Consider the following 23,189-nt stretch of genomic DNA (forward strand, 5'->3'; position numbering starts at 1 on the left):
CCACGACATCCGCGGCCTGCTCGGCCTCGACACACCCCTGTTCAGCCGATGACCGCGTCCATCACACACCGTCACCACCCACGCCCTCCCAACGACACCGAACCTGACCACACCAAGGTCAACGAGCGTGGCTGACAACACCAGCGGAGCTGCGCAAGGTCGAGCATGCCCGTGGCCGCGGCGACGGAGTGGTCGACGACGCCGCTGCGCAGCATCCGCAGCAGGACGTACTCCTTGATCGACACCCAGCGCGCGGCGTCCCGCCACACCTGCGGTTCGTGCGCGCGGAACCACCGGAGCTTCGCCAGAGGAGCCATCGGCTGGACCGGTGTGCCCGTGCGCCGGTAGACCTCGGCGCCGACGCCGGCCCGCAGGGCTCGCGCCTCCTCGGCCGCCCGGTTGTCGGCGTACGTCACGACGGGGGTGAGCGGGGTCGTCGCCGCGTCGAGGGCGAGCAGGGTGTGCATGGCCGAGCTGAGCGCGACGCCGGCGACGGCGGCGCCGCCGGAACGGGCCGCGGCGACGACCTCGCCGAGCACCGCGGTCACGGCCGCGAGGACGCCGTCGGGGTCGAGCTCGGCCCGCCCGGGGGCCGGCGCGTGCAGCGGATACTCGCGGCCGGCCGCCGCGAGAAGGTTGCCGTCCCGGTCGTAAGCGGCGGCCTTCGCGGTCGTCGTGCCGATGTCGACCCCGATGACCGCCTCGCTGCCCGCCCGGGCGGTCACCGGCTCGCCCCCATTCGGGGCTCATCCCCGGCTCCGCCCGGCGACGCCGGTGTCACGCTGGTGCCTCCGAGGTGTTGGCCGGCTAGCCGGCACCTTAGGCCACCGAGGCCTGCCTGGGAAGCCACCCGGCCGCGTGCGGCCCCGGAAAGCCGCACCGACCCGGCCTCGAGGGAGGGCCGGGCCGGCGGGCGCCGTCGCGTGCCAGCCGGGGGCCCTCACCCCGTCGCCTTGACGCAACAATCCCGCGTACGGGCGAAGCCGTCGCGCCCGGCGAAGGACCCATGTTGACCGAATCCGCGCATACGCGTTACGCTCGGCCCGGCGGCGTGGAGGCGGGCTGGTTCTTGCCTGTGGGGTGGGTCATGGTCGAGGAGTCAGAGAGGTCGGCGGGCGGCGAGGGTCCCGACGTGCGCTTCGAGGCGACCGTCCTTGCGCCTGACGCCGGCGTGAGCGCGTTTGCGGTGGCCGAGCGGGTCGCGGAACTCGACCTCGACCGCATCCCCGATCCGGAGGGCGGCGTGCGCCTGCTGATCGACGTCGACGAGTGCGTCGCGCTGCTCGATCGGGGCTTCGAGGTTCGGCTGCGCCGGGCCGTCCCCGTGCGGCCGCTCGACCCGCAGCTGATCGCCGGCGACGACGAGGTCCAGGCGTGGTTCGACGAGCGTGTGGCCGGCACCGAGGAGGGGCAGGCGACCTGATGTACCGCACCGTCGCCCAGCTGAACAATCTCATGGGTCAGCTCGCCGGGTTCTTTCCGCAGATCGTCACGCGCCTGCGGATGCCCGAGCCGTCGGTGGAGGGCCGGACGGTCTACGCGTTGCGCCTGCGTGCGGGCGGCGGTGGCGCCCGGCGGGGAGTCCTCCTCGTCGGCGGCACCCACTCCCGCGAGCTGATGAACCCCGACCTCCTCGTCGAGCTGGCCGTCGACCTCGTCGTCAGCTGCGTGACAGGCAACGACGTGACGCTTGGCCGGCGTACGTGGCCGGCGGGGGACATCAAGGTCATCCTCGAGACCCTGGACCTCTACCTGCTGCCGTGCAGCAACCCCGACGGACGCATCTACGTCATGAACGTCGACGACATGTGGCGCAAGAGCAGACGCGACAACCCCGGCACGCCGTGCGACGGCGTCGACCTCAACCGCAACCTCGACTTCATGTGGGGCGTCACGCAGGGGCAGACTTCCTGCTCTCCATGCAGCGACGTCTACGCCGGACCGTCCGCCTTCTCCGAGCCGGAGACCCGCAACGTCAGGCATCTCCTCGACACGTACCGCATCGACTGCTTCGCGGACGTGCACTCCTACTCCGAGCTCATCCTCTACCCGTGGGGTCACGCGCCGACGCAGACGACCGATCCCTCGCAGCGGTTCACCTCACTGCCGACCGGCACCTGCCAGCCGATCGGCCGCCCCCATCAGGAATACATGCCCCCTCAGGACCTCCAGCGCTTCCAGACGGTCGCGCAGCGCATCGTCGACGCGATCGCCGCCGTGCGCGGTCGGGCCTACACGCCGCAGTCGAGCCTCGGGCTGTACGCCACCACGGGCACGCACAGCGACTACGCCTACAGCCGCCACATCGCGAACCCGGCGCTGCGCAAGGTGTACGGCTACACCTTCGAGACCGGCCCGTGGATGGGCAATGTCCCGGACTCCTTCCATCCCCCCGACCCGGCGCCGATCAAGGAGGAGGCCGAGTCGGGCCTCATCGCGCTCATCCAGCAGTGCATCTGTGCGATCGAGCTGATCGGAGCACGATTCCTCGGCCGCGAGGACGAGGTCGGGGTGCTGCGCCGGGTGCGCGACCAGGTGTTCGCGACGACACCCGCCGGCCGTGACTGGATCGCGCTGTACGAACGCGTCCAGACTCCGCTGACCGCCGTCGTCCTCGAGGATGAGGGATTGGCTCGCCGGGCGGCGGACGTGCTCGCACGCGCGGGCGACGTGTTCGCCGACGAGGAGGCTGCCGTCCCCCCCGACGTCGTCGACGAGGCCCTGACGATCCTGCGCCAGCTCGAGGACCGGGCGCCCACCGACGAGGTCCGCGCCGACCTCCGCTCCCTGCGCCCGGTGCTCGAGCAGGCCGCGGACCGGTCGACCTCGGACATCGTGGAAAGGCTCATGGCTCGCGGTCCGCAAACCGGCGGGCAGACAGCCGAGTAGCCGCACGACGAAGCCGACGCTCCGCGCGCTCGTCAGCATCTGCGCTCGGCTGAACCGCGACCTGGTCGAGCCGCGCCGGCCACCCGACCTCCCGCTCCCGCGGTTCGAGCGACCCTGTCGTGTCACCCGTGCGGTCGGGCTCAGGGGTGCGTCATGACCCGGCGAAGTTGCGCGATATAGCACTCGGCGAAGCAGCGTGCGGCGTCGGGGCCGAACTGCGGGTGGCGGTAGCGGAACGCGAGATGGAGCCGGTCGTTGAGCGTGACCGCCCCGATGGACAGACCCGCGGGCATCCTGGCCGGGGCGGAGAACCAGCACTCGACCGTCTCGCCGCCGTCGCCGAACGAGGGGGACTCCGTGATACGCCCGAGGTTGGAAAGGACGACCGTGTCGGTGAACCGCTGGTCGAGGCGGTCTATCAGGGCCTGCTTGACCCGTAGGGGCATGAGCCACGACCAGCTCAGGAGCTCCAGGAGGGACGTGCCCAGGCCACTGCGCTTCTTCCTTGTGGTCTGGGCGGTCACCGCGGCGAGGGTCGCCGCCGCGCTCGTCCGCCGGCGGGGGGTCGTGGTCACCCTCGCAGGCAGAGCGAAGTTGCCCACCATCTCGTTGCGCAGATCCTTCGGGCGCAGGTTTGACGGCACCAGCACGGTGATGCGGCGGCAGGCACGCCGGTGGCGGCTGTTCCAGGCCGCGACCGCGAGATGCAGGGCGGCCACCAGCCGGTCGTTGACGGTGCCGGCATGCTTGCAATCGGCGAGGCGCCGGGTCTCCTCCGCGCTCAGACCGACGTGATGGAAGCCGTACCCGGGGATCTCGCGACCCTGATGGCGGGCGAGACGGGCGGGAGGCGCGACCAGCTCGCGCAGCCTCTCCACCAGCGCCAGGTAGCGGTGCACTTTCATGGACGCATCGGCTGCGGCGTGGCCTCCCATGAGGTCGCGGGCCGCCAGCAGGTCCACCCTGGGAAGGGGGTCGGGGTCACCGGCGTAGGCGCGGGCGATCGACTGCAGCAGGCGCAGGGCGCCGAATCCGTCGGTGGCCGCGTGGTGCAGCGTCAGCATGAGGATGTCTCCCTCACGCTGCCGCAGCAGCAGAACGCGCAGGGGAGGCGACGTCGCAAGGGAGATCGGCGTGCTGTGCAGCCGCGCCCTGGCCGAGGCTGCGTCGTCGTCGTCCTGACTACCCTGAAGCGGATCGACGTCGACGCCGAGCGGGATTTCCCAGTAGTGGCGGTTCCATGCTCGCTGCGACGCCGCCTCGCGGGCTCGGGCCATGGGGTGGCGCCGTAGCGCCTCGTCCACGGCCTTCCGCAACCGGGGCTCGTCGAGGTGGCCGGTTACCCGCACCTCCAGCTGGACGCTCCACGGCTCCTCGGGGGTGTCGAGCAGGTGGACGACCTCGTCCACCAGGTTGAACGACAGGCGCTGGACGCCTTCCTCGGTGTCGGGCAGCAGCCTGGCGCGGAGGCGGTCGAGAGCCACGTCGGCCGCATCCGCCCCTTCGGGAAGTGCGTTGAGGAACTCATCGAGCAGGTCGGCGTCGACCTCGATGGTCTCGCCCGCAGTCGGGCAGCGCTCGCCGCTGTGCTGGCGGTGCGGCAGGCTGAGCACGTCGGTGACCGCTCCCGCGACGTTGTGCACGGCCACGCGCCAGAAGGCGTAGCGGGCCGTCCCGTCTTTGGTGAACCTCACCGGGGAGTACCGGTCGACGTGCGCGAGGAGGCGTCCGCGCTCCCAGACGAAGTGGACGCTGTTCTCGGCTACGGCCTGCCGGTAGGAGACCGCGCCCGGGTGGAAGATCCGCCCGACCGCGTTGTCGCGTTGAAAGCGCTCGCTGGCCTCGAGCTCGCGCAGGAACGCGGCCTGGTCAGGTCCCGCCGATGGACCCGACCCCTGCAGGTGTGTGGCCGCCGCCTCAGAACTCACGGTCGCATTCTAACGAGCACCGGCGGTCAGCCTGCGCGCTGCTCGAGGACCGCGGTGGTCAGGGTGATGGTTCGCCCGCAGGAGGAGGCGAAACGAGCCGGACGTCGGCGATCGGCCCCCCAGCCCGGGCGTCACCTTCATGGGGAATGCCGCTGGGCCGTCCTGCGCGAGGAGGTCAGCGGAGGCGGACGGGAATCGAACCCGCCAGAGCGACCGAGTCACTCTCATCGGTTTTGAAGACCGTGGGGCCCACCAGGAACCCAGACACCTCCGCGCACCACGATAGCGGGCTCAGCAACGGCCCCCGGGCTTGGGCCGGTTGGGGATCGAGGGGTCGACGACCTCGATGTGGACGTGGGGCCAGCTCGGCTCGGCGGTGTGGTCGTCGACCTGCGACGGCAACGGCAGCGGCGTCGGCCCCCCGGCGATGACGGTGACGCCCGCCTCCACCCGCTCGCCGGCGGTGACCCGCACGCCGTTGATGTGGAGCACCTTGACCTCCCAGCCGGGATGCGCGTCGGGCTCGATGACGGCGTAGTCGTCGCTGTACTTGCAGTACAGCACGTAGGTCCCCGCGCGGCGGACCGTGCCGGTGACCGGGGCGCGGATCTCGACGTGGGGGTCCGACACGATGTCGGCCGCCGTCTGCGCGCCCGTGCCGCGGTCGCGGGTCTCGAGCACGACCGGGTTGACCGCGCTCGCGGTGATGTCCATGTGCCGGGCGCCGTCGTGGTTGGACTCGTGGAAGCCCACCCGCTCGACGCGCGCCGAAGGGTGCCGCAGCACCACGCCGCCGACGGTGGCGAACGGCGACCAGGCCGTCTCCACCACGACCCGCGGCCTCGGGGGCGGGGGCGGCGGCGGAGGCGGTGGCGGCGGGTCCGTCGCAGGCGGGGCCGGTGGCGGCGGTAGCGGGTCCGTCGCAGGCGGGGCCGGGACCTCGGGTGGAAGGGTCGCGGGCGGTGACTCCACGGACGGGACCTGAGCCGGCACCTCCGGGACCTCCGCCACAACGGCGGGCCCGGGCGCCGCCGCGCCGGCCGACGCGGCGAGCTCGCCAAGGTCGTCGCCGGAGTCCGTGCCGGCCGCCGGCACGCAGGTGCCGAGCAGCAACAGCAGGCTCACCGTTGCTGCGGCGCGAAAGACCGCAGTGCGCGTCACAGCGGCCAGGGTAGGGGCTCGCTTCGCCGGCGCCTACCCCCCGCCCGGCTCACGCTGTCGGGACTGCGTAATCCCAGCGGTGACGCAGTCCCGACACCCGCGCGGCCGCGGACCCCGATGAGGTGTACCCGCCTCGCGACACGAGCGCGTGACCGTGTGCCAAGATGGCCTCGGTCGCCGTGCACCTCGCGTTTGTGGGAGCGAGCCGCGGGCAGGAGGTGGGATATGGAGTACTGGCAGGGCCCGGCGCGTTGGATCAACACCTTGCTGCTCGTCATCGTCGGGTTCGTGGGTTTCGCGACCCTCTTCGACCTCCTCGGGGCGCGCGAGGAGAACATGATCGTGCGGTTCGTCGGCACCGTGGCGGGCTTCTTCCTCGCACCCTTCGAGGGCATGTTCGAAGACCAGGAGTTCCTCCTCACCGCGATCATCGCCGTGCTCGGTTACAGCCTGCTTGCCGGCATCGCCCTCGCGCTCACCAGGAGCGTGCAGGCGACCCGCCGTGAGAAGGTCGCGCGCCGGGGGCGCGATGTCTACCCACCGGCCGACCTTCCCGGCGAGATCTACCGCGAGGACGACATCACCCGTCGCCTGTAGTCACCGGGGCGGGGCCGCTAGCCTGGCGGTATGGGACCTCTCGTGCACTGGGTCGCCGACCCGCCCGCGTTGCGCAGGCCGGTGCTCATCGTGTCCATGGAGGGATTCGTGGACGCCGGAGCGGTGGCTGCCGCGGCGTCGCTGTTCCTGCGCCATCGCTGGCAGTCCACGCTCGTCGCGCGCTTCGACCGCGACGCGCTGCTCGACTACCGCGCGCGCCGGCCGACCGCGGTCGTCGACAGCGGGGAGGTTCGCCGCGTCGAGTGGCCCGAGCTCGAGCTCTACGCCGCCACGGTCGACGGTGCGCGCGACGCCCTGCTCCTCGTCGGCCCCGAGCCCGACATGGCCTGGCAGGCCTTCTTCGACGCCGTCGCCGACGCGTGCGCGCGCCTCGGCGTGGAGCTCGTCGTCGGCCTGGGCGCCTATCCGGCGGCGGTACCGCACACCCGCCCCGTGCGGATCCTGCAGGCAGGCAACAGCGTGGCCGGCGCGACGCTGCCCGACATCGGCAAGATCACGAGCTACACCGGACCGGTCGGAGCCGGCACCGCGCTGCAGGCGCGGCTGGGCGAGCGCGGGATCGCCGCCGCCGGTCTCTGGGCCGAGGTCCCCCACTACGTCGCCGGGTCCCCGAACCCGACGGTGGTTCTCGCGCTCGTCCGGGCGGTCCTCGGCGTCCTCGGCACGGCGGTCGACACCACCGAGCTCGAGGCGGCGACCAAGCTCCACCGAGAGCAGATCGACGAGGCGGTCACCGCCCACCCCGAGGCCGCGGGGATGGTGGCGGCACTCGAGCGCCACGTGGACGCCGGCGAGGAGGAGGCCGAGCTAGCGAGCGGCGAGGACATCGCCGCGGAGATCGAGCGCTTCCTGCGCCAGCAGGACTAGCCGGCGCGTCACGCGGCCTCGACGGGCAGGTTGGCGAGCTTCACCGTCCCGTGCGCGACGAGGCGCTCGTCGGCGTCGGTCACGAGGACCTGCCACAGCTGCAGGCGCCGGCCCCGCTGCAGCGGGGTCGCGACCGCGGTGAGCTCACCGGCCCGCACGGCGTGGAGGAAGTCGGTGTGGTTGGCGACCCCCACCGCGACGGCGCGCCCGTCGAGCCACAGGTTCGCCCCGATGCTCGCGGTGTGCTCGACCAGCGTGGCGTACACCCCGCCGTGCACGACCCCTCCGGGCTGGAAGAGGTGCTCCCCGACGGTCAGGCGCGATGCCGCCCGGTCGGCGGACCCCTCCGCCATCTCGATGCCGATGAGCTTGTCGAAGGGGCTGTCGAACCGCGCCCGTTGCTCGGCGGTCATCTCCACTGATGGGGTCCTTTTGTTCGGGCCGGGTGCAGCCTATGCGCCGGGGAACGTAGCCTGGCGGGCATGAGCGACACCACTGTGACGCGTGACGTGACCGAGGCCGGCTTCGCCGCCGAGGTGCTCGAGACGAGCCGCTCGCGCGGCGTCGTCGTGGACTTCTGGGCGCCCTGGTGCGGGCCGTGCCACCAGTTGGCCCCGGTCCTCGAGCGGGTGGCCGCGCGCTATACGGGTGACGTCGACCTCGTGAAGGTGAACGTCGACGAGGCCCCCGACCTCGCCCGCCGCTACCGCGTCCAGGGCATCCCGTCGGTGAAGGCGTTCCGGGACGGAGGGGTCGTCGCCGAGCTCACGGGTGTGCAGCCGGAGGCGGTCATCGAGCGCCTATTCGCGGGTGTGGCGCCGACGGCGGCGGACCGGCTCGTCGCCCAGGCCGGGCGCGCGTCCGGCGAGGAGCGGGAGCGGCTGCTGCGCGCGGCCCTCGACGAGGATCCCGGGCACGTCGCCGCGGTCACCGCGCTTGCCCGCCTGCTCGCCGACCGGGGCGAGCGGGAGAAGGCGCACGCGTTGCTCGACCGGGTCCCGGAGACCAGCGACGTCGCGCGCCTACGCGCCGAGCTGAGCGTCGCGGGTGCTGCCCGCGACACCGACACGCTCGACCGGCTGCGCGCGGCCGCGCAGAGCGGAGACGCCGGGGCAACGCTCGAGCTCGGGCGTGCGCTCGCGGCCGCCGGGGCGTACGAGGAAGCCATCGATGCGCTGCTCGCCGCGGTTCGCGCGCACGCCACGCGGGACGCGGCACGGGTCGCCCTCCTCGAGGTTTTCAACCTGCTCGGCGAGGACCACGAGCTCGTCGGGCGGTCGCGGCCGAAGCTCGCGTCCGCGTTGTTCTGAGTGGCCCGAGAGGGATGCCGCGGGTAGGGCGGGCTAGCATGCGTTGCGGCATCCGCGCCATGGGTAGGGAGTGAGTCATGAGCGAGATCAACGACACGGAAGCCCCCCTTGTGTCGGAGGACGTCGAGGTGGTGACCGAGGACTCCGAACCCCAGCGGGTGGTCAACGAACCGGGCAAGCTCATGCGCATCGGCCTCATGCTCCGGGAGATGCAGGAGGAGGTTCGGCGCGCCGATCCCGACGAGGCGGGGCGTGACCGGTTGCGCATCGTGCACAGCCGTGCCGTCCAGGAGCTCTGCCAGACGCTGAGCCCCGAGCTGCAGGAGGAGCTCTCGCAGCTGACCCTGCCGTTCACCGAGGAGGAGCCCCCGACCGGCTCGGAGATCCGCATCGCGCAGGCCCAGCTCATCGGGTGGCTGGAGGGGCTCTTCCAGGGCATCCAGGCGGCGATCTTCAGCCAGCAGATGGAGGCGCGGCAGCAGCTCGAGCAGATGCGCCAGCGTGGGCTGCCGCCCGGCATGCGCCCCCCCGACGGGCGGCCGGGGCCGTCCGAGCCGGGGCAGCGCGGGATGGGACAGTACCTCTGAGGGACTGAGGGCACGCGGCGGCGGGGACGGCCCGCGCCCGCGCGGTCGCGGGCTCGTGCGCCCCCCGCGCGGGCCCGGTTCCCACTTTCGTCGCGAGCGGCCGGAACGCTATCGTTTGCCGGCAGGTCGGTGGCGACGGAGGTGTCATGGGGCGGGCACGGGAGTTCTGGGAACAGCTCGGCGCGGCGCTCGAGAAGCAGGACACAGACGCGCTGGGTGAGCTGTACGCTCCGGAGTCGGTCTACCTCGAGCCGCAGAACCCCCCGCACGAGGGCAACCTGCTCATCCAGGCGTACCTCAACTCCTGGCTGCAGGCGCGCTCGGACGTGAGCGCGGCGACGAAGCGCCTCCTCGAGTCGGCCGACGGCCTGACCGTCGCGGTCGAGTGGACGCTCAGCTACTCGGCGGGGGGGCGGCGGTGGAACGACCTGCCCCGAGCGAGCTGGATCGAGGTGGACGACGAGGGGATACGCTACCACCGCGATTATTACTAATGGGGCAGAACGGAACTGGGGAACTTGAGGAACACCAGCCTCAGGGGTTGCCTGACGCAACGCTAACTTACTAGGCTGCTGTTCCGCCACGCCAGCCATCGCCGTGAGGCGCCGGCTGGCGCCTTCCCCGGAGGTCTCCCCATGGCACCTTCCCCCTGGCATGCCCGTGTGCGGGCGGCCACGCCACTCGCCGTGGTGCTCGCCATCCTCGTTGCCGGCTCGGCCGGCTACGTCATCCGCCCGGGCGACACCTTGACCGGCATATCGCGGCAGACGGGAGTCGCGGTCGCCGACCTGCGCTCCGCCAACGGCATCACCAACCCCGACCGCATCTACGCCGGCCGCACCCTGCTGCTCGCGGGCGGAGCCGCCAAGCCCGCAGGCGAAGGCGTCGTGCACCGGGTGGCCAAAGGCGAGACCCTGATCGGCTTGGCGGTGCGCTACCGCACCAACGCCGACGCGATCGTGCGCGCGAACGGCCTGTCGAACCCCCACGTCATCCGCACCGGTCAGCGTCTCGTGATCCCCGGCGGCGCATCCGCTGTGCCTGCGGCCGCCGCAGGGTCGCGCGACGAGGTCGGTGCCCTGCTCGACGCCACCGCGCGCCGCTACGGGATGAGCCCCCGGTTCGTGAAGGCGGTCGCGTGGCAGGAGTCCGGCTGGAACCCCCACGTCGTCTCGACGGCCAACGCCGTCGGGGTCATGCAGGTGCTGCCGTCGACCGGCCGGTTCGTGTCGGAGAACCTCGTCGGGCGGAACCTCGACCTGCACAAACCGGCCGACAACGTCGAGGCCGGCGTCGCGTTCCTGCGCCATGTCTACCGGCTCGCCGGCGGCGACGTGGACCTCACGCTCGCCGGCTACTACCAGGGCTTGCGCTCCGTCCGGGAGAACGGCATGTACGCCGACACGAAGCGCTACATCGCCAACGTCAAGGCCCTGCGCGGGCGCTTCTGACCCGCTCCACGACGCCCGAGGGCCGGCCCCGGGGCGGACCGACGTCCAACAGGGCGCCGGTCGCCGGGCGACGCCGGTTGATCCAGTCGCCCGGCCGGGCGCGGTGCAGCGTCGAGCCCGGGCGTGTCGGCGGTGGGCGCCGGGCAACCGCGCGGGCGGCCTCACCGACGCGGGCGCCCAGGCCGCTCGCGCCGCGCCGCTGGTAGACGACCCACCCGGCGAGTGCGATCGCCGAGAGCGCACCGGCCCCCGCGACCACCTCCGCGGGCGGCCGCGGCACGTGGGACAGCCGGCTGCGCAGCGCCACCGGTCGCGCGAAGTCGACGATCTGCCAGCCGCGCTCGGCGGCGACGGCACGCAGCTCCCGGTCGGCGTTGACCGCCACGGGGTGGCCGACGGCGGACAGCATCGGCACGTCGGTGACCGAATCGGAGTACGCGTAGCTCGCGGCGAGGTCGATGCCCCGGGCGGCGGCCTCCTCGCGCAGCGCCGTCGCCTTGTGCTCACCGAAGCAGTAGAACTCGAGCGTGCCGTCGTAGCGGCCTTCCGCGTCGATTCCCGCCGTCGTCGCAAGGACGTGGGGCACCCCGAGGTACTCCGCGAGCGGGCGCACGACCTCGATGCCGGACGACGACACGAGGTAGAGGTCCCGGCCGGCCCGGCGGTGCTCCTCGAACAGCTCGAGCGCCTCCTCGTAGATGAGCGGGTCGATGACCTCCTGGAGGGTCTCGCGCACGAGCCGCTGCAACCGCTCGGCCTCCCACCCCTTCGTGAGCTCGAGCAGCGCGATCCGCGCGCGCTCCATGCGCTCGTCGTTGGCGCCGAGCAGCGAGTACGCGAGCTGCGCGTACGCACCCTTGATCACGACCGCCGGGGTGATCATCCGCTCCCGATAGAGCTCCCGGCCGAACGCGAGCGTGGAGGAGCGCGCGACGACGGTCTTGTCGAGGTCGAAGAAGGCGGCCTGACGCCCAGGGCGGGCGGCCGCGGACGCACCTGACGCAGCGTCCCTCGAGTCGCCCATCCATCGCAGCCTAGTCGGGGGCGCTACCGCTTCGCTACATGAGCGCCTTGTCGGGGGCGCTACCACTTCGCTACATGAGCGCCTTGTCGGGGGCGCTACCGCTTCGCTACATGAGCGGGGCTTCGGCTGTCCACAGCCGTGCCGGGCGGCCCGCGCGCACCGCCCCTAGCGTGCGCGGGACTCCAGGAAGGAGGGACCGACATGCGCCCGCTGCAGGACCTTCCGGTCAGCGTGGACCTCCGCGGGGCTCTCGCCGAGGAGGTGACCGCCTACGTCGAGGGGGAGGCCGGCTGGCAGGTGGTGGCCGACGGCGGCCCGCCGCGGCCCGTGCTGACGCTCACCAGCCGGGCGCGGCCCGGCGAGCCGTGCGTCGTCGTCGTCGCGGGCACCCCCGGCCACGACGAGACCCGCGCGGCCCTGCTCGCCGGCGCGCTCGACGTCGTCGGCTGGCCGGCTGACCGCGCGCGGCTCCTCGACGCGCCGCTGCGCACGAGCGAGCTGCGGCCCACCGGCCGGCGTGCGCGGATCCTCCGGGTGGGCGGCGCGTCCGGCGGCTCGGGGACGTCGACGGTCGCCCTGGCGCTCGCCGGCCTGCTGGCCTGGAGCGGTCGGCGGGTCGTGGTCGTCGGCGAGGATGACCTGCTCCGCCTCGCAGGACTCGCGCCGTGGGGCGGGCCGGGCGCGGCCGACGTGGCCGTCCTGCACCCCGACGAGGCGGGGGAGGAGGTGGCCGTCCTGGCCCGGCCCGTCCCCGGAGTGCCGGGGCTGGCCGCCCTCGGTGGGCCCGGGGCCGCGGTCGCCGACGCCGCCGGTTGGCCCGCTGAGGCCGTCGTCGTCGACCTGCGCGCGCACGGGCGGGACGGCGCCGACCTGCTCGTCGCCCGTCCCGACGCGGGATTGCGGGCAGCCGCCGGTGCCCGCGCCGTCGTCGTTGTCGGCGACGGCCCGCTGGACGGGCGCGCGGTCCGCCGCGTCTTGTCCGCCCCTCCCGTGGCCTGGCTTCCGGCGTCGGCACGGGTTGCCCGCGCGGGCGTGGCAGGGCGGATCCCCTCCGCCCTGCCGGGCCGCTGGCTCGCGGGCCTGCGTGATGCGCTCGTGCGGCTGTAGTCCACAGCCGCACGACAAACCCTCCGACTGACGGCAACGCGTGTGCGATGGTCGTCACGGCAGGACAAGAACTGGCGAGGAGCGACACGATATGGAGAGGACGGTCACGGCGGCGGCGCCGCTCGAGCTGCTCCGCCGTCGCGTCGCCGACGACCCGGTCCTCGCCGCAGTCCCCGAGGGCCCGGCGCGCCGGGGGGCGGTGCGCTCCGCGGTCGCGCGGGCCGTGCGGGACGAGGGACTGCTCCTGCCGCCCGGCGCCCTGGCCACGCTCGTGCGGGAGCTCAGTGACGCCCTCGCAGGACTCGGTCCGGTCGAGTCGCTGCTCCGCGACCCGGCGGTCACCGACGTCATGATCAACGGCCCCGACGAGGTGTGGGTCGAGCGCGCCGGCCGGCTCGCGCGCACGGCACTCACCTATCCCGACGCGCAGGCGCTGCACGCCGCGGTCCTGCGGGTGGTCGGACCGCTCGGGCTGCGCCTCGACCGGGCCCGCCCCTACGTCGACGCCCGCCTGGCCGACGGCAGCCGGCTGCACGCGCTGCTCCCGCCGCTCGCGCCGGGAGGCCCGATCGTGACCATCCGGAGGTTCGCCGCCGTCCGCCACGGCTGGGAGGACCTCGCCGCCTCCGGGGCGGTGCCCGCGCCGGCCGGCGTGCTGCTGCGCGACTGCGTCGCGCGGCGCCGCGCCGTCGTGTGCTGCGGGCGCACCGGCACCGGCAAGACGACGCTGCTCAACCTCCTGCTCGCCGAGGTCGGCGACGACGAGCGGGTCGTCGTCATCGAGGACGCCCCGGAGCTGCGGCCCGGGTGCCCCCACGTCGTGCGTCTCGAGACCCGCCCGCCCAACGCCGAGGCGGCAGGAGAGGTCACCATCCGCGACCTCGTGCGGCAGGCGCTGCGCATGCGCCCCGACCGCATCGTGGTCGGCGAGGTCCGCGGCGTCGAGCTCGTCGACGTGCTCGCGGCGCTGGCGACGGGCCACGAGGGGTGCATGACGACCGTGCACGCCCGCGCCGCCGACGAGGCGCTCGTGCGCCTGGAGGGCATGGCCCTGCTGGCCGGCCTGCCGCTGCCCGCGGCGCGTGCGCAGCTGGGTGTCGGCCTGGACGTGTTCGCGGTGCTGTCACGCGGTCCCGGCGGGCAGCGGGGGCTCGTCGAGATCGCCGAGGTGAGGCGGCGCGGCGCGACCCTCGGGGTGCGCGAGCTCTGGCGACGGGAGACGTGGTCGTGACCGCTGCGGCGGCGGACCCCGCTACCCGCACCCGGCCCCGCGGCCGGCGGGGCGCCGCGTCCGCGGGACGCGAGGAAGGCGGGGTGGTCGACGCGGTCGCGCTCGCCGAGGTGCGCGCGGCGCTCGCCGCCGGCGCGTCCCCGGCGGCCGCCCTCACCGCGGCCCTCAGCCGCGGGGAGCGCGGCGCCGCCGGCGGGCTCCCGGCCCGGCTGCGCGCCGGCCATTCGCTGGCTGACCTCGCCGAGCGCGTCGAGACCGGTGACCCCGCCGCTGACCTCCTCGTGCGCGCGCTGGGCGTCGCCGAGCGCACCGGCACGGGCGGCGCCGCCGCGGTCGAGCAGGCCCTCGCGGCCGCCCGCGACGAGGCTGACCTCGCCCGGCTGCTGCGCAGCCGCACCGTGCAGGCGCGGGGCACGGCCGTGGTCCTCTCCGCCGTCCCGGTCCTCGCCTGGGTCGCGCTCGTGGCCGCCGACGGGGCCGCGCTCGCCTTCTACGCCACTCCCCTCGGCGCGCTCACCGGCGGGTTGGCGCTCACCCTCGCCGGCCTCGGACAGTGGTGCTCGCGACGCCTGGTCGCCGCCGCCGGGCGTGCGGGGGCCGTCGCCGACCCGCTCACGCCCCGCCCGGTTCCGCGCGACGCCAACCGGATGGCCGTCCTCGGCCTGCCTGCGTTCGTCATCGCCGGCGTCGCCTGGGGGCTGACCACGGGCCTCGTCGTCGCCGCCGTCGCCGTCGCGGTCGGCGCCCGCCGCCCGCAATCGGGCACGGGGGCGTCCGGCGGCGGCGGCGCGGCCGAGACCGTGGAGCTCGTCGCCGTCGCGCTCACCGCCGGGTTGCCCGCCCCGGCGGCGGTGTCCGCCGTCGTGCCGCTCGCGCCGCCGGCGGCGCGCGGGCCGCTCGGCGACGCCGCCCGGCGGCTGCGCAGCGGCTGGGACCCCGAGGCGGCGTTCGCCGACACCGGCCTCGGGGCGCTCGGGGCGACCCTCGGGGTCACAGAGCGCTGGGGCGCCCCGGCCGCTCCGGCGCTCCGCCGCCTGGCCGAGGACCTGCGCGCCGATCGCCGCGCGGCGGTCGAGGAGGCCGCCGAGCGCACCCAGCTCACCCTGATCTTCCCCACCACCCTGCTGACGCTGCCCGCCTTCGTGCTCGGCGTCGTCCCACCGCTGTTGTGGACGGCGTTCGCCGGATGAGGACCGCGTCGGCCCGATCCTCCAAGGAGGAACCATGCACCGCATGAGCAACGCCGTCACCGCCACCGCCGTCCGCACGCGCATGACCGCGTCCGCGCTCGGCGACCGCCTCGCCGCGGGCGCCCAACGCCGGCTCGACCGCCTGCGAGGGGAACCGGAGGCCGGGGCCCAGGCCGCCGAGTACGCCATGCTCGGCGGCGTCGGCGCCGCCACCTGCGGCACCCTCGTCATCCTCATGAAGGACAAGGGCACCCTGGAGACGCTCGTCAAGGGCCTCTTCAAGGGTCTCGCCGAGCTCGTCACGAAGTGGTTCTGAGCCGCCGGGCGCGTGCGCGCAGCGGCAGGGGAGGTGCCGGGCGCTCCGGCGCCTCCCCGCACGCCGGCGCCGAGCGGGGCAGTCAGACGCTCGAGTTCGCGCTCACCATCCCCTTCGTCGTGCTTCTGCTCGTGCTCGTGCTCCACGCGGGCCTGCTCGCCGTAGACCTCGTGGCAGCCCACCACCTCGCGCGCGAGGCGGCACGCGTGGCGGCCGTCGGCGACGACGAGGCTGTGCGGGAGCGGGCACGCGCCGCCGCCGGCAGCCGTCCCGTCGAGGTCACGCTGTCCCCCCCCGCGGGCAGGCGCGAGCCCGGCGATGTCGTCACCGCGCACCTGCGCCTGCGCAGCCGCGGGTTCGCGCCGTTCGGCGTCGAGATGTGGCTGCCGGCCGAGGCGAGCATGCGCGTGGAGGACCGGTGATATCCCGCGCCGGCCGCTGCGAGCGAGGTGGCGTCGCGCTGCTGACCCTGCTCGCCGCGATGGTCTGCACCGCCGTCGCGCTCGCGCTCGTGGCGGCGGCTGTCGACGTGGCGCACACGGCGGCGCGGGGGCGCGCTGCGGCCGACGCAGCCGCCCTCGCGGCGGCCGGCGCGTCCCCGCTCGCCGGCGGCGACGGCGACGCCCTCGCCGCCGGGCGCCGCCTGGCCGTCGCGAACGGCGCCAGGCTCGTCGCCTGCTGCACGGCCACGGATGTGCCGGGCGTCGCCCGGTCCGACCCCGACCGGCGGGCGTCGCCCTGGCCGGCCGGCCGGCGACCCACCGGCGGGCCCCCGGGGCGCGACCGCGCCTGGCAACCGTCCCCCGTCAGCGTGGTGGAGGTCGCCGTGACGCCGCGGCTGCGGGCGCTGCGGGGACTCGAGCTGCGGGCTCGCGCCGCTGCGGGCCTTCGCCCCGCGGACGGCCCGGCCCCGCTGCCCCCGCTGGTCTCGCGGCGCGAGGCCCTGTCGGCGCGAGTCCCGCGCCCGCCGCCGGAAGGACGCGATGGCCGGCGGGCCGCGACGATCACCCGCATCCCCTGAGGCGACGTGTGCGAAAGCCGCCCGAAAGCGCATCCGCGACCGCGTCGCAATCGTTGTTCCTCCTGTAGAGGCGGTGTCCGACTGGTCCAGTCCCCTTTTCCGGGGGGCGCGCTAGAGTTGGTCGGGGTTCCGCCACCCACGGCTCCTGCTATGGAAAGCGCTGCTCGATGAACTACGCCGCACCGCCTCCTCCCGCCGGCGGGGGGCTCAACACGTCGCCGCCGCTCGGGAACGACCGACCGTCCGAGGGCGGCCGGGTCGCCTCCGTGATCGACGCGTTGCGCACGCGCCCCGCCGCTCGCCGCGCGCTCTCGACGCTGTCGATCGTCCTGTTCCTCGCCGGCGCGGGGATGTTCGCCTTTCCGTTCGCCACCGACATCTACGCCGACCGCTGGCTGCAGCGCCCGCTGGAGGACAAGTTCGGCACCGACGAGCTGCGCGACCAGTACGCGAACCGCGCCGTGCGGACCGGCGATCCGCTCACCCGGATCATCATCCCGAGGCTCGGCGTCGACGCCATGGTCGTCGAGGGCACGTCGCAGGCGGCCCTGCGGGCCGGTGCGGGGCACTACCCGAACACGCCGCTGCCCGGCGAGGCGGGCAACGTCGCCATCGCCGGGCACCGCGTCACCTACGGCAGGCCCTTCAACCGCATGGACGAGCTGCGGGTCGGCGACGAGATCAAGCTCGAGACGCCGCTGGCGATGCACACCTACAAGGTCATCGCGCATCCTCCCGGCGCGTCCGCCCCGTGCCCGAACGGCGCGTGCTGGGTTACCCACCCACACGACTGGAGCGTCGTCGACCAGGCGCCCGGGTCGATCCTCACCCTCACCACCTGCCACCCGAAGGGCTCGGCCGAACAGCGGTTGATCCTGCGGGCCGAGCTCGTCGAAAGCGTCGACCGGGGACCGTCCGCCGCGATGGGCGGCTGACACCTCGATGACGGAGGCAACCGGCCTTCCCCGCCCGGCGCTGCGGGTCTGCTACGCCCTCCTCGCGCTCGCGCTGTCCGCCGGTTGGCTCGTCGCCGCCGCCCTGCCCGCGAGGGCGGCGGTGAGCTGGGGGGTGGAGAGTCCGGTGCCGGGCGAGAACGTGCAGGGCTCGTTCTCCGTCACCGCCTTCGTCGAGTCCTTCCAGACCGACCGCCCCCAGGCGGTGCGCGTGCGGCTCCGCCACCGGGACCAGTCCGAAGGCGACGTCCGCAACCTCCAGATGCAGGGCGAGTCCGACACCGGGCGGCCCGGTGTCCGGCGCAGCACCTGGACCGGCCCGGCGTTCAACGTCGAGTCCTACCGCAACGGCACGTACGTCGTCGAGGCGTCGGTCGTGAGCAGCCTCTACCCCGACGGGTCGCCGTGGCAGGGCCACGACGTCGTCGTCGACTCGCCGCCCACGGCGAAGATCGAGACCGTCCGGGTGTCCGACGCCGCACGCCGCAAGGTCGAGGTGCGCTGGCTGCGCTCGTCCGGTCCCGCCGAGGACCACGTGCGCTACGTGGTCCAGCGCGCCACGGGCGGCGGCGAGTTCGCCGATGTCCACAGCGCCGTGCCGGTGGGGGCGCTCTCCCACATCGACACGGTCCCCGCGTACGGCGATTTCCGCTACCGCGTGAAGTCGGTGCGCACCGCCGCGGACGGCAGCGAGCGGGAGGTCGTGTCCGAGCCGCGCGGCGTGACGGTGAAGGAGGACGCCTCGGGGCGCCCCGAGAACGAGGGCGGCACGATCGACGGTCCCCTCGGGGGCAGCGGCGAGAACCCGGAGGGGACCGCTCCGCCGCCGTCGCCGTCCGGGAACACCAGCGCGCCGCGACTGTCGCTGTCACCAGGCAGCGGCGGAGGGGCAAGCGGAGGTGGTCGCACGAGCGGTCGTGCGCAGGTGCCCACGGTGTCCCCGCCCAACGCGAACAGCACCTTCGAGGAGACCCTCGACTACGGGGTGCCCGTCCCGCAGTGGGAGGAGGAGCAGATCGCCGACGGCGGAGGATTCGACGACGAGGGGACACTCACCGTCTTCGGCGGTCGCGAGCTCTCGAGCGAGCAGGTGCTGCCGCCGATCGCCGCCGGCCTCGTGCTCACCCTCGGTGGCCTCCACATCCGCCGGTTCCTCAACGCCTGACTGTCACGTGCGGTCGTGCGGGGCATGACCGCCCCGCATGAGCGCATGGGCGTCAGCTCGCCCGCCGGTGTGCCAGGGCGCGCTCGGTGAGCACCGCCTCGAGGAGGGCCACGGCCCCGCGCTTGTCGAGTGGGGAGTTGCCGTTGCCGCACTTCGGTGACTGCACGCACGACGGGCAGCCGTCCGCGCAGGCGCAGGCGGCCACGGCGGCGAGCGTTGCGCGCAGGTGCGCGTCGTCGCTGCGAAAGCCTCGCTCGGTGATGCCCGCCCCGCCGGGATAGCCGTCGTAGATGAAGACCGTCGCCTCGTTCGTGTCGGGGTGCCAGGCCGTCGACACCCCGCCGATGTCCCAGCGGTCGCACATCGCGAACAGCGGCAGCAGCCCGATCGCGGCGTGCTCGGCGGCGTGGGCGGCGCCCGCGACCCGTTCGGCGGTGACCCCCGCGTCGGCGAGGACGCCGTCGGGGATCGTAAGCCACAGTCCCTGCGTCACGAGGTGGAGGCGGGGCAGGTCGAGGTCGACGACCCCGAGCGACGCGTTCGTGAAGATGCGCCGGCGCTCGTATGCGAGCACCTGGCTCGACACCTCGACGCGGCCGCGGTGCATGCGGCAACGCCCCCAGTCGGCGACCTCGTCGACGGCCAGGACGGCGATGTCGGTGTCGGTGCGCGGCTGGGTGTAGGTGTCGCCGTTGTCGGGTTCCGCGACGGCGACACGGGCGCGAAGGTCGAGGTCGCGGATCCGGTAGCTCTGTCCCTGGTGGAGGTACACCGCCCCGGTGTGCACGGTGCGGTAGGCGCGGGCCTCGTCGACGTCGCCGATCAGCGCGCCGGTGTCGCCGTCGACGATCGCGAACGGCGGTCCGCCGGCGCTGCGGATCGAGACGTCGGCGGCCGGTGACGCGCGCCCGGACGCGTAGAGGCGCCCGCCGCGCTCGCGCAGGCGACCGCATGCGACCTCCTCGGCGAGCAGCGCTGGAAGGTCGGCCGGCGCGAACACCGCTTCGTCGGGTGACAGCGGCAGCTCCCCTGCCGCGCAGCGCAGGTGGGGCAGGAGCACGTAGGGGTTGGTGACGTCGACGACGGCTGCCTCCAGGGGCCGCGTCCAGAGCTGGTCGGGGTTGGCGAGCAGGTAGTGGTCGAGCGGGTTGTCCTCGGCCACGAACACGACCGTCGCCTCGCGGCCGCGCCGGCCCGCGCGGCCCGCCTGCTGCCACAGCGACGCAACCGTGCCCGGCCAGCCCGCGATGACCACCGCGTCGAGGGAGCCCACGTCGACGCCGAGCTCGAGCGCGTCGGTCGCGGCCACGCCGCGGATGCTGCCGTCGAGCAGCCCCCGCTCGACCGCTCGGCGCTCCTCGGGCAGGTAGCCCGCCCGGTAGGCGAGCACCGCCTTGTCGGCGGGTGGGGGGAGCATCCTGCGGGCGGTCGCCGCCACGATCTCCGCGGCCTTGCGCGACTTCACGAAGGCCAGCGTGGCCGGCCCCTCGTCGACGAGTCCTGCGAGCAGGTCGGCGGACTCGGCGAGGGTCGAACGCCGTGCGCCCGAGGCCACGTCGGTGAGGGGCGGTTCCCACAGGCCCAACGTGACCGGGGGGCGCGGCGACCCGTCGCGCACCACCTCGGCGACCTGCAGGCCGGTGAGGTTGGCGGCGTGCTCGGCGGGGTTGCCGATGGTCGCGCTCGCGAGCACGAACACCGGCCCGCGCCCCGACCGGCCGGGACCCGACGAGTAGTGCTCGGCGAGACGGCGCAGGCGGCGCAGGATCGCCGCAACGTGGGAGCCGAAGACGCCGCGCGCGACGTGGCACTCGTCGACGATGACGAGCGCGAGCCGGCGGAGGAAGTCGGCCCAGCGCCGGTGTGCGGGCAGGATGCCGACGTGGAGCATGTCGGGGTTCGTCAGCACGACGTTGGCGGTGCGCCGCACCGCCTCGCGGTCGCCCCGCGGCGTGTCACCGTCGTAGGTAGCCGCACGGACGTGGGGAACGCGGAAGGCCCGCAACGCCCGCAGCTGGTCGTGGCCGAGGGCCTTCGTCGGCGCGAGGTAGAGCGCGGTCGCACGGTCGTCGCGCACGAGGGTTTCGAGCAGCGGGAGCTGGTAGCACAGGCTCTTGCCGCTCGCGGTGCCCGTCGCGACGATCACCGACCGCCCCGAGCGCACGTGTTCGAGCGCCTCCGCCTGATGAGTGTAGAGTGACCCCACTCCGGCCAGTGACAACCGCCCCGGCAGCGGCTCGGGCAGGTCCCCGGGCAGTGGTGCCGTACGGGCGGCACGGGCCGGCAGATGGTGCACCGAGGCCAGCCGTGGCCGGCCGTCGGCAGCTGGGGAGGCGTCAGCCAACGCCGCGTCGAGATGACGCAGCAGCGTTTCGGCGTCCACAGCCTGCAGACTAGTCCGCGCAACAGGGTTTCGCCCCCCGCGGCGCCGGGCAGGCTCGCGGCACGTGTCCGCCTTGGCGGCGCCATCCCATGGTGCCATCATGAAGTCGAGCCGAGGAGCCTCCGTGGAGCTGTCGCTTGATCATCGCAAGGAAGGGGAGCGCACCGTACTCGAGGTGGGCGGTGAGGTGGACGTCTACACGGCCCCGAAGCTGCGGGAGAAGCTCGTCGAGCTCGTCGGCGAGGGGCACCATCAGATCATCGTCGACATGACCAAGGTCGAGTTCCTCGACTCCACAGGCCTCGGCGTGCTCGTCGGCGGCCTGAAGCGGGTCCGCTCGCACGACGGAAGCCTCTCCCTCGTCTGCAACCAGGAGCGGATCCTCAAGATCTTCCGCATCACCGGGCTGACGAAGGTCTTCCCGATCCACGACTCCCTTGACGAGGCGCTCCAGGAATCGTGAAGGCGGAGCATACGGAGGTCGAGCTGCACCTGCCCCCCAACGTGCAGTACGTCGGGCTCGCCCGGCTGGTCGTCACGGTCGCCGCGCGGCAGGCGGGCATGGCGGACGAGCGCGTCGAGGATCTCAAGATCGCGGTCAGCGAGGCGACGACGAACGCCATCATGGCGCACCGTCGCAGCGCCCAGCCGCGCCAGGTCGTGCTCGCGTTCGGTCCGACCGAGAACGACACGTTCGGGGTGACGATCATCGACACCGGCCCCGGCTTCGACCCCCTGCCACCCGATGCCCACGACGGGCGGGACTGGCAGGAGGAGAGCGGTCTCGGGGTCACGCTCATCCGGGGACTGGCCGACGACGTCGAGTTCGTGCGCGGTGAGGGCATGCGGGTGAACATGCACTTCGCCGTCGGGCTTTCCGCGAACGGCCACGACGCCGGCTGAGGTGGACGGCTGGCAGGCAGAAGGCGGCCCCGCCACCGCCGACGGTGCCGGAGACGAGGAGCGGGCGCGCAGTGGACGAGCGCATCGCGAGCACCGTGGCCGCCTACGACGAGGCGGCCGAGGCCTACCAGGAGCAGATGAGCGAGCGGCGGCCGCTCGACGCGGTGCGCAAGTTCGCCGGCATGGCGGGACGGGGCGCGCGCGTGCTCGACGTCGCCTGCGGGCCCGTGCTGGACGTGCGGGCGCTGCGTGACGCCGGCCTGAAGGTCGTCGCCGGCGACCGCTCGCACGAGTCGATGCGGATCGGCAAGATCCTGTTCCCCAAGGGCGCGCTGGCCCGCTGGGACTTCCGCCGCCTGCCGTTCGCCGACGACACCTTCGGGGGCGTGTGGGCGCACGCCGCCCTCCAGCACCTGCCGCGGGCACAGATGCGCGCCGGGCTCGCGGAGCTGCGGCGCGTGCAGGCCAGCGGGCCCATCTTCGTGGGCTTCCGCGAGGGCTCCGACGACCTCGAACCCGTCGAGGATCCGCCCGCCGGGACGGTGTATGTGACGACCGTGTCCGCCGACGAGCTCCGTGCGCTGCTCCTCGACGCCGGCTACGTCGAGGTCGAGGTCGACGTCCGCCCCGACCTCAACGGCCGCCCGGCGTCGTGGCTGTACGGCTTCGGCCGCCTCCGGACCTAGCGCTCAGGCGGCGAGGCGGCAGCGCGAGGCCGGCGCTGCGGGGGCTCCAAGCGGCGAAGCGGCAGCGTGATCAGGCGACGTCGGTGTCGGGGTGCACCTCGCTGCGGTCCTTCCAGACCGCCCGGCCCACCATGTGGCTGCCGGCGGGCGTCGTGACGAGCTGGAGGCCCGCGACGAGGGTGAGCTTCATCGCCGCGTCGATGCTTCCGAGCGCGAGCGCCGCCGCGACCAGCGCACACACGACGCCGAGCATCGACGGCTTGCTCGCGGCGTGCATGCGGGTGAGGACGTCGGGGAAGCGGCGCAGGCCGACCGCGGCGGCCACGTTCATGCCGACCCCGCTCAGGAGCAGGAACGCGATGAGCGCCTCCAGCGCGCGCTGGGTCATCGGAGCGCACC

At 73.9% G+C, this 23,189-nt stretch carries 26 protein-coding genes and 1 tRNA gene; 19 read left to right on the forward strand and 8 right to left on the reverse strand.

The features are described from left to right. Positions 1 to 71 precede the first annotated feature (71 nt). The gene (locus VM324_11530) at positions 72 to 725 is read right to left on the reverse strand and encodes an FGGY family carbohydrate kinase (GenBank protein HVL99912.1); all 654 of its coding nucleotides are present in this window, start codon (positions 723 to 725) and stop codon (positions 72 to 74) included. Positions 726 to 1,087: 362 nt separating this feature from the next. Here VM324_11530 and VM324_11535 point away from each other — a divergent pair, with 362 nt between their 5' ends. Together VM324_11535 and VM324_11540 are read left to right on the forward strand one after the other, a co-directional pair. Beyond that, on the forward strand, positions 1,088 to 1,423 hold the full coding sequence (locus VM324_11535; protein HVL99913.1) for a hypothetical protein: 336 nt from the start codon (positions 1,088 to 1,090) through the stop codon (positions 1,421 to 1,423). Next, on the forward strand, positions 1,423 to 2,889 hold the full coding sequence (locus VM324_11540) for a M14 family zinc carboxypeptidase (GenBank protein ID HVL99914.1): 1,467 nt from the start codon (positions 1,423 to 1,425) through the stop codon (positions 2,887 to 2,889). The genes VM324_11535 and VM324_11540 overlap by 1 nt, the downstream gene beginning before the upstream one ends. A 140-nt stretch (positions 2,890 to 3,029) precedes the next feature. On the opposite strand, the gene VM324_11545 is transcribed toward VM324_11540, so the two are convergent. The 3 genes from VM324_11545 to VM324_11555 all read right to left on the reverse strand — a co-directional run bounded on the left by VM324_11545 (position 3,030) and on the right by VM324_11555 (position 5,978). Then, positions 3,030 to 4,817, reverse strand: a complete 1,788-nt coding sequence (locus tag VM324_11545) for a condensation domain-containing protein (GenBank protein HVL99915.1) — start codon at positions 4,815 to 4,817, stop codon at positions 3,030 to 3,032. 178 nt (positions 4,818 to 4,995) lie between these two features. After that, positions 4,996 to 5,089: transfer RNA gene (locus VM324_11550), tRNA-Sec, on the reverse strand. 19 nt (positions 5,090 to 5,108) lie between these two features. Further along, a complete protein-coding gene (locus tag VM324_11555) occupies positions 5,109 to 5,978 on the reverse strand; it encodes a hypothetical protein (GenBank protein ID HVL99916.1) in 870 nt (289 codons plus the stop codon). 225 nt (positions 5,979 to 6,203) lie between these two features. On the opposite strand from VM324_11555, the gene VM324_11560 reads away from it, so the two are divergent. Together VM324_11560 and VM324_11565 are read left to right on the forward strand one after the other, a co-directional pair. Then, positions 6,204 to 6,575, forward strand: a complete 372-nt coding sequence (locus tag VM324_11560) for a hypothetical protein (GenBank protein HVL99917.1) — start codon at positions 6,204 to 6,206, stop codon at positions 6,573 to 6,575. A 30-nt stretch (positions 6,576 to 6,605) separates the two neighbouring features. After that, positions 6,606 to 7,463 carry a PAC2 family protein gene (locus tag VM324_11565; protein HVL99918.1) on the forward strand — a complete coding sequence of 286 codons (858 nt, stop codon included), beginning with the start codon at positions 6,606 to 6,608 and terminating at the stop codon, positions 7,461 to 7,463. Between the two features lie 8 nt (positions 7,464 to 7,471). Here the strand turns inward: VM324_11565 and VM324_11570 are convergent, their stop codons facing one another. Further along, positions 7,472 to 7,876, reverse strand: coding sequence for a PaaI family thioesterase (locus VM324_11570; protein HVL99919.1), 405 nt, complete (start codon positions 7,874 to 7,876; stop codon positions 7,472 to 7,474). Positions 7,877 to 7,945: 69 nt separating this feature from the next. Here VM324_11570 and trxA point away from each other — a divergent pair, with 69 nt between their 5' ends. From trxA to VM324_11590, 4 genes are all read left to right on the forward strand, one after another. After that, positions 7,946 to 8,773, forward strand: coding sequence for a thioredoxin (trxA, locus tag VM324_11575; protein ID HVL99920.1), 828 nt, complete (start codon positions 7,946 to 7,948; stop codon positions 8,771 to 8,773). A 77-nt stretch (positions 8,774 to 8,850) separates the two neighbouring features. After that, positions 8,851 to 9,360, forward strand: a complete 510-nt coding sequence (locus tag VM324_11580) for a proteasome activator (protein HVL99921.1) — start codon at positions 8,851 to 8,853, stop codon at positions 9,358 to 9,360. 146 nt (positions 9,361 to 9,506) lie between these two features. Further along, the gene (locus VM324_11585) at positions 9,507 to 9,854 is read left to right on the forward strand and encodes a nuclear transport factor 2 family protein (GenBank protein ID HVL99922.1); all 348 of its coding nucleotides are present in this window, start codon (positions 9,507 to 9,509) and stop codon (positions 9,852 to 9,854) included. 141 nt (positions 9,855 to 9,995) lie between these two features. After that, positions 9,996 to 10,811 (forward strand): LysM peptidoglycan-binding domain-containing protein, encoded by an 816-nt coding sequence (locus VM324_11590; protein HVL99923.1) that lies wholly within the window; start codon positions 9,996 to 9,998, stop codon positions 10,809 to 10,811. Here VM324_11590 and VM324_11595 read toward each other — a convergent pair. After that, positions 10,786 to 11,835: an HAD family hydrolase gene (locus VM324_11595; GenBank protein HVL99924.1), complete on the reverse strand. Its 1,050-nt coding sequence runs from the start codon at positions 11,833 to 11,835 to the stop codon at positions 10,786 to 10,788. The two genes, VM324_11590 and VM324_11595, sit on opposite strands and share 26 nt — an antisense overlap. 201 nt (positions 11,836 to 12,036) lie before the next feature. On the opposite strand from VM324_11595, the gene VM324_11600 reads away from it, so the two are divergent. The 8 genes from VM324_11600 (at position 12,037) to VM324_11635 (ending at position 18,818) form a co-directional block, all read left to right on the forward strand. After that, positions 12,037 to 12,942: a hypothetical protein gene (locus VM324_11600; GenBank protein ID HVL99925.1), complete on the forward strand. Its 906-nt coding sequence runs from the start codon at positions 12,037 to 12,039 to the stop codon at positions 12,940 to 12,942. A gap of 91 nt (positions 12,943 to 13,033) precedes the next feature. Next, a complete protein-coding gene (locus tag VM324_11605; GenBank protein ID HVL99926.1) occupies positions 13,034 to 14,173 on the forward strand; it encodes an ATPase, T2SS/T4P/T4SS family in 1,140 nt (379 codons plus the stop codon). Further along, the gene (locus VM324_11610) at positions 14,170 to 15,363 is read left to right on the forward strand and encodes a type II secretion system F family protein (protein ID HVL99927.1); all 1,194 of its coding nucleotides are present in this window, start codon (positions 14,170 to 14,172) and stop codon (positions 15,361 to 15,363) included. The genes VM324_11605 and VM324_11610 overlap by 4 nt, the downstream gene beginning before the upstream one ends. A gap of 43 nt (positions 15,364 to 15,406) precedes the next feature. Then, on the forward strand, positions 15,407 to 15,679 hold the full coding sequence (locus VM324_11615) for a hypothetical protein (GenBank protein ID HVL99928.1): 273 nt from the start codon (positions 15,407 to 15,409) through the stop codon (positions 15,677 to 15,679). Continuing rightward, on the forward strand, positions 15,670 to 16,101 hold the full coding sequence (locus VM324_11620) for a TadE/TadG family type IV pilus assembly protein (GenBank protein HVL99929.1): 432 nt from the start codon (positions 15,670 to 15,672) through the stop codon (positions 16,099 to 16,101). Before VM324_11615 ends, VM324_11620 begins: the two co-directional genes overlap by 10 nt. Beyond that, positions 16,098 to 16,700, forward strand: coding sequence for a hypothetical protein (locus VM324_11625; GenBank protein HVL99930.1), 603 nt, complete (start codon positions 16,098 to 16,100; stop codon positions 16,698 to 16,700). Before VM324_11620 ends, VM324_11625 begins: the two co-directional genes overlap by 4 nt. A gap of 167 nt (positions 16,701 to 16,867) precedes the next feature. After that, positions 16,868 to 17,635: a class E sortase gene (locus VM324_11630; GenBank protein ID HVL99931.1), complete on the forward strand. Its 768-nt coding sequence runs from the start codon at positions 16,868 to 16,870 to the stop codon at positions 17,633 to 17,635. A gap of 7 nt (positions 17,636 to 17,642) precedes the next feature. Further along, the gene (locus VM324_11635; GenBank protein ID HVL99932.1) at positions 17,643 to 18,818 is read left to right on the forward strand and encodes a hypothetical protein; all 1,176 of its coding nucleotides are present in this window, start codon (positions 17,643 to 17,645) and stop codon (positions 18,816 to 18,818) included. Between the two features lie 52 nt (positions 18,819 to 18,870). Here VM324_11635 and VM324_11640 read toward each other — a convergent pair whose 3' ends face one another. Continuing rightward, a complete protein-coding gene (locus tag VM324_11640) occupies positions 18,871 to 21,201 on the reverse strand; it encodes a DEAD/DEAH box helicase (GenBank protein ID HVL99933.1) in 2,331 nt (776 codons plus the stop codon). A gap of 124 nt (positions 21,202 to 21,325) precedes the next feature. On the opposite strand from VM324_11640, the gene VM324_11645 reads away from it, so the two are divergent. The 3 genes from VM324_11645 to VM324_11655 all read left to right on the forward strand — a co-directional run bounded on the left by VM324_11645 (position 21,326) and on the right by VM324_11655 (position 22,790). After that, positions 21,326 to 21,664, forward strand: a complete 339-nt coding sequence (locus VM324_11645) for an STAS domain-containing protein (protein ID HVL99934.1) — start codon at positions 21,326 to 21,328, stop codon at positions 21,662 to 21,664. Further along, the gene (locus tag VM324_11650) at positions 21,661 to 22,104 is read left to right on the forward strand and encodes an ATP-binding protein (protein ID HVL99935.1); all 444 of its coding nucleotides are present in this window, start codon (positions 21,661 to 21,663) and stop codon (positions 22,102 to 22,104) included. Before VM324_11645 ends, VM324_11650 begins: the two co-directional genes overlap by 4 nt. A gap of 71 nt (positions 22,105 to 22,175) precedes the next feature. Continuing rightward, positions 22,176 to 22,790, forward strand: a complete 615-nt coding sequence (locus VM324_11655) for a class I SAM-dependent methyltransferase (protein ID HVL99936.1) — start codon at positions 22,176 to 22,178, stop codon at positions 22,788 to 22,790. A 70-nt stretch (positions 22,791 to 22,860) separates the two neighbouring features. Here VM324_11655 and mnhG read toward each other — a convergent pair whose 3' ends face one another. Then, the gene (gene mnhG, locus VM324_11660; GenBank protein HVL99937.1) at positions 22,861 to 23,178 is read right to left on the reverse strand and encodes a monovalent cation/H(+) antiporter subunit G; all 318 of its coding nucleotides are present in this window, start codon (positions 23,176 to 23,178) and stop codon (positions 22,861 to 22,863) included. Positions 23,179 to 23,189: the final 11 nt, after the last annotated feature.

It is taken from the genome of Egibacteraceae bacterium (genome assembly GCA_035540635.1).
GTDB lineage: Bacteria > Actinomycetota > Nitriliruptoria > Euzebyales > Egibacteraceae > DATLGH01.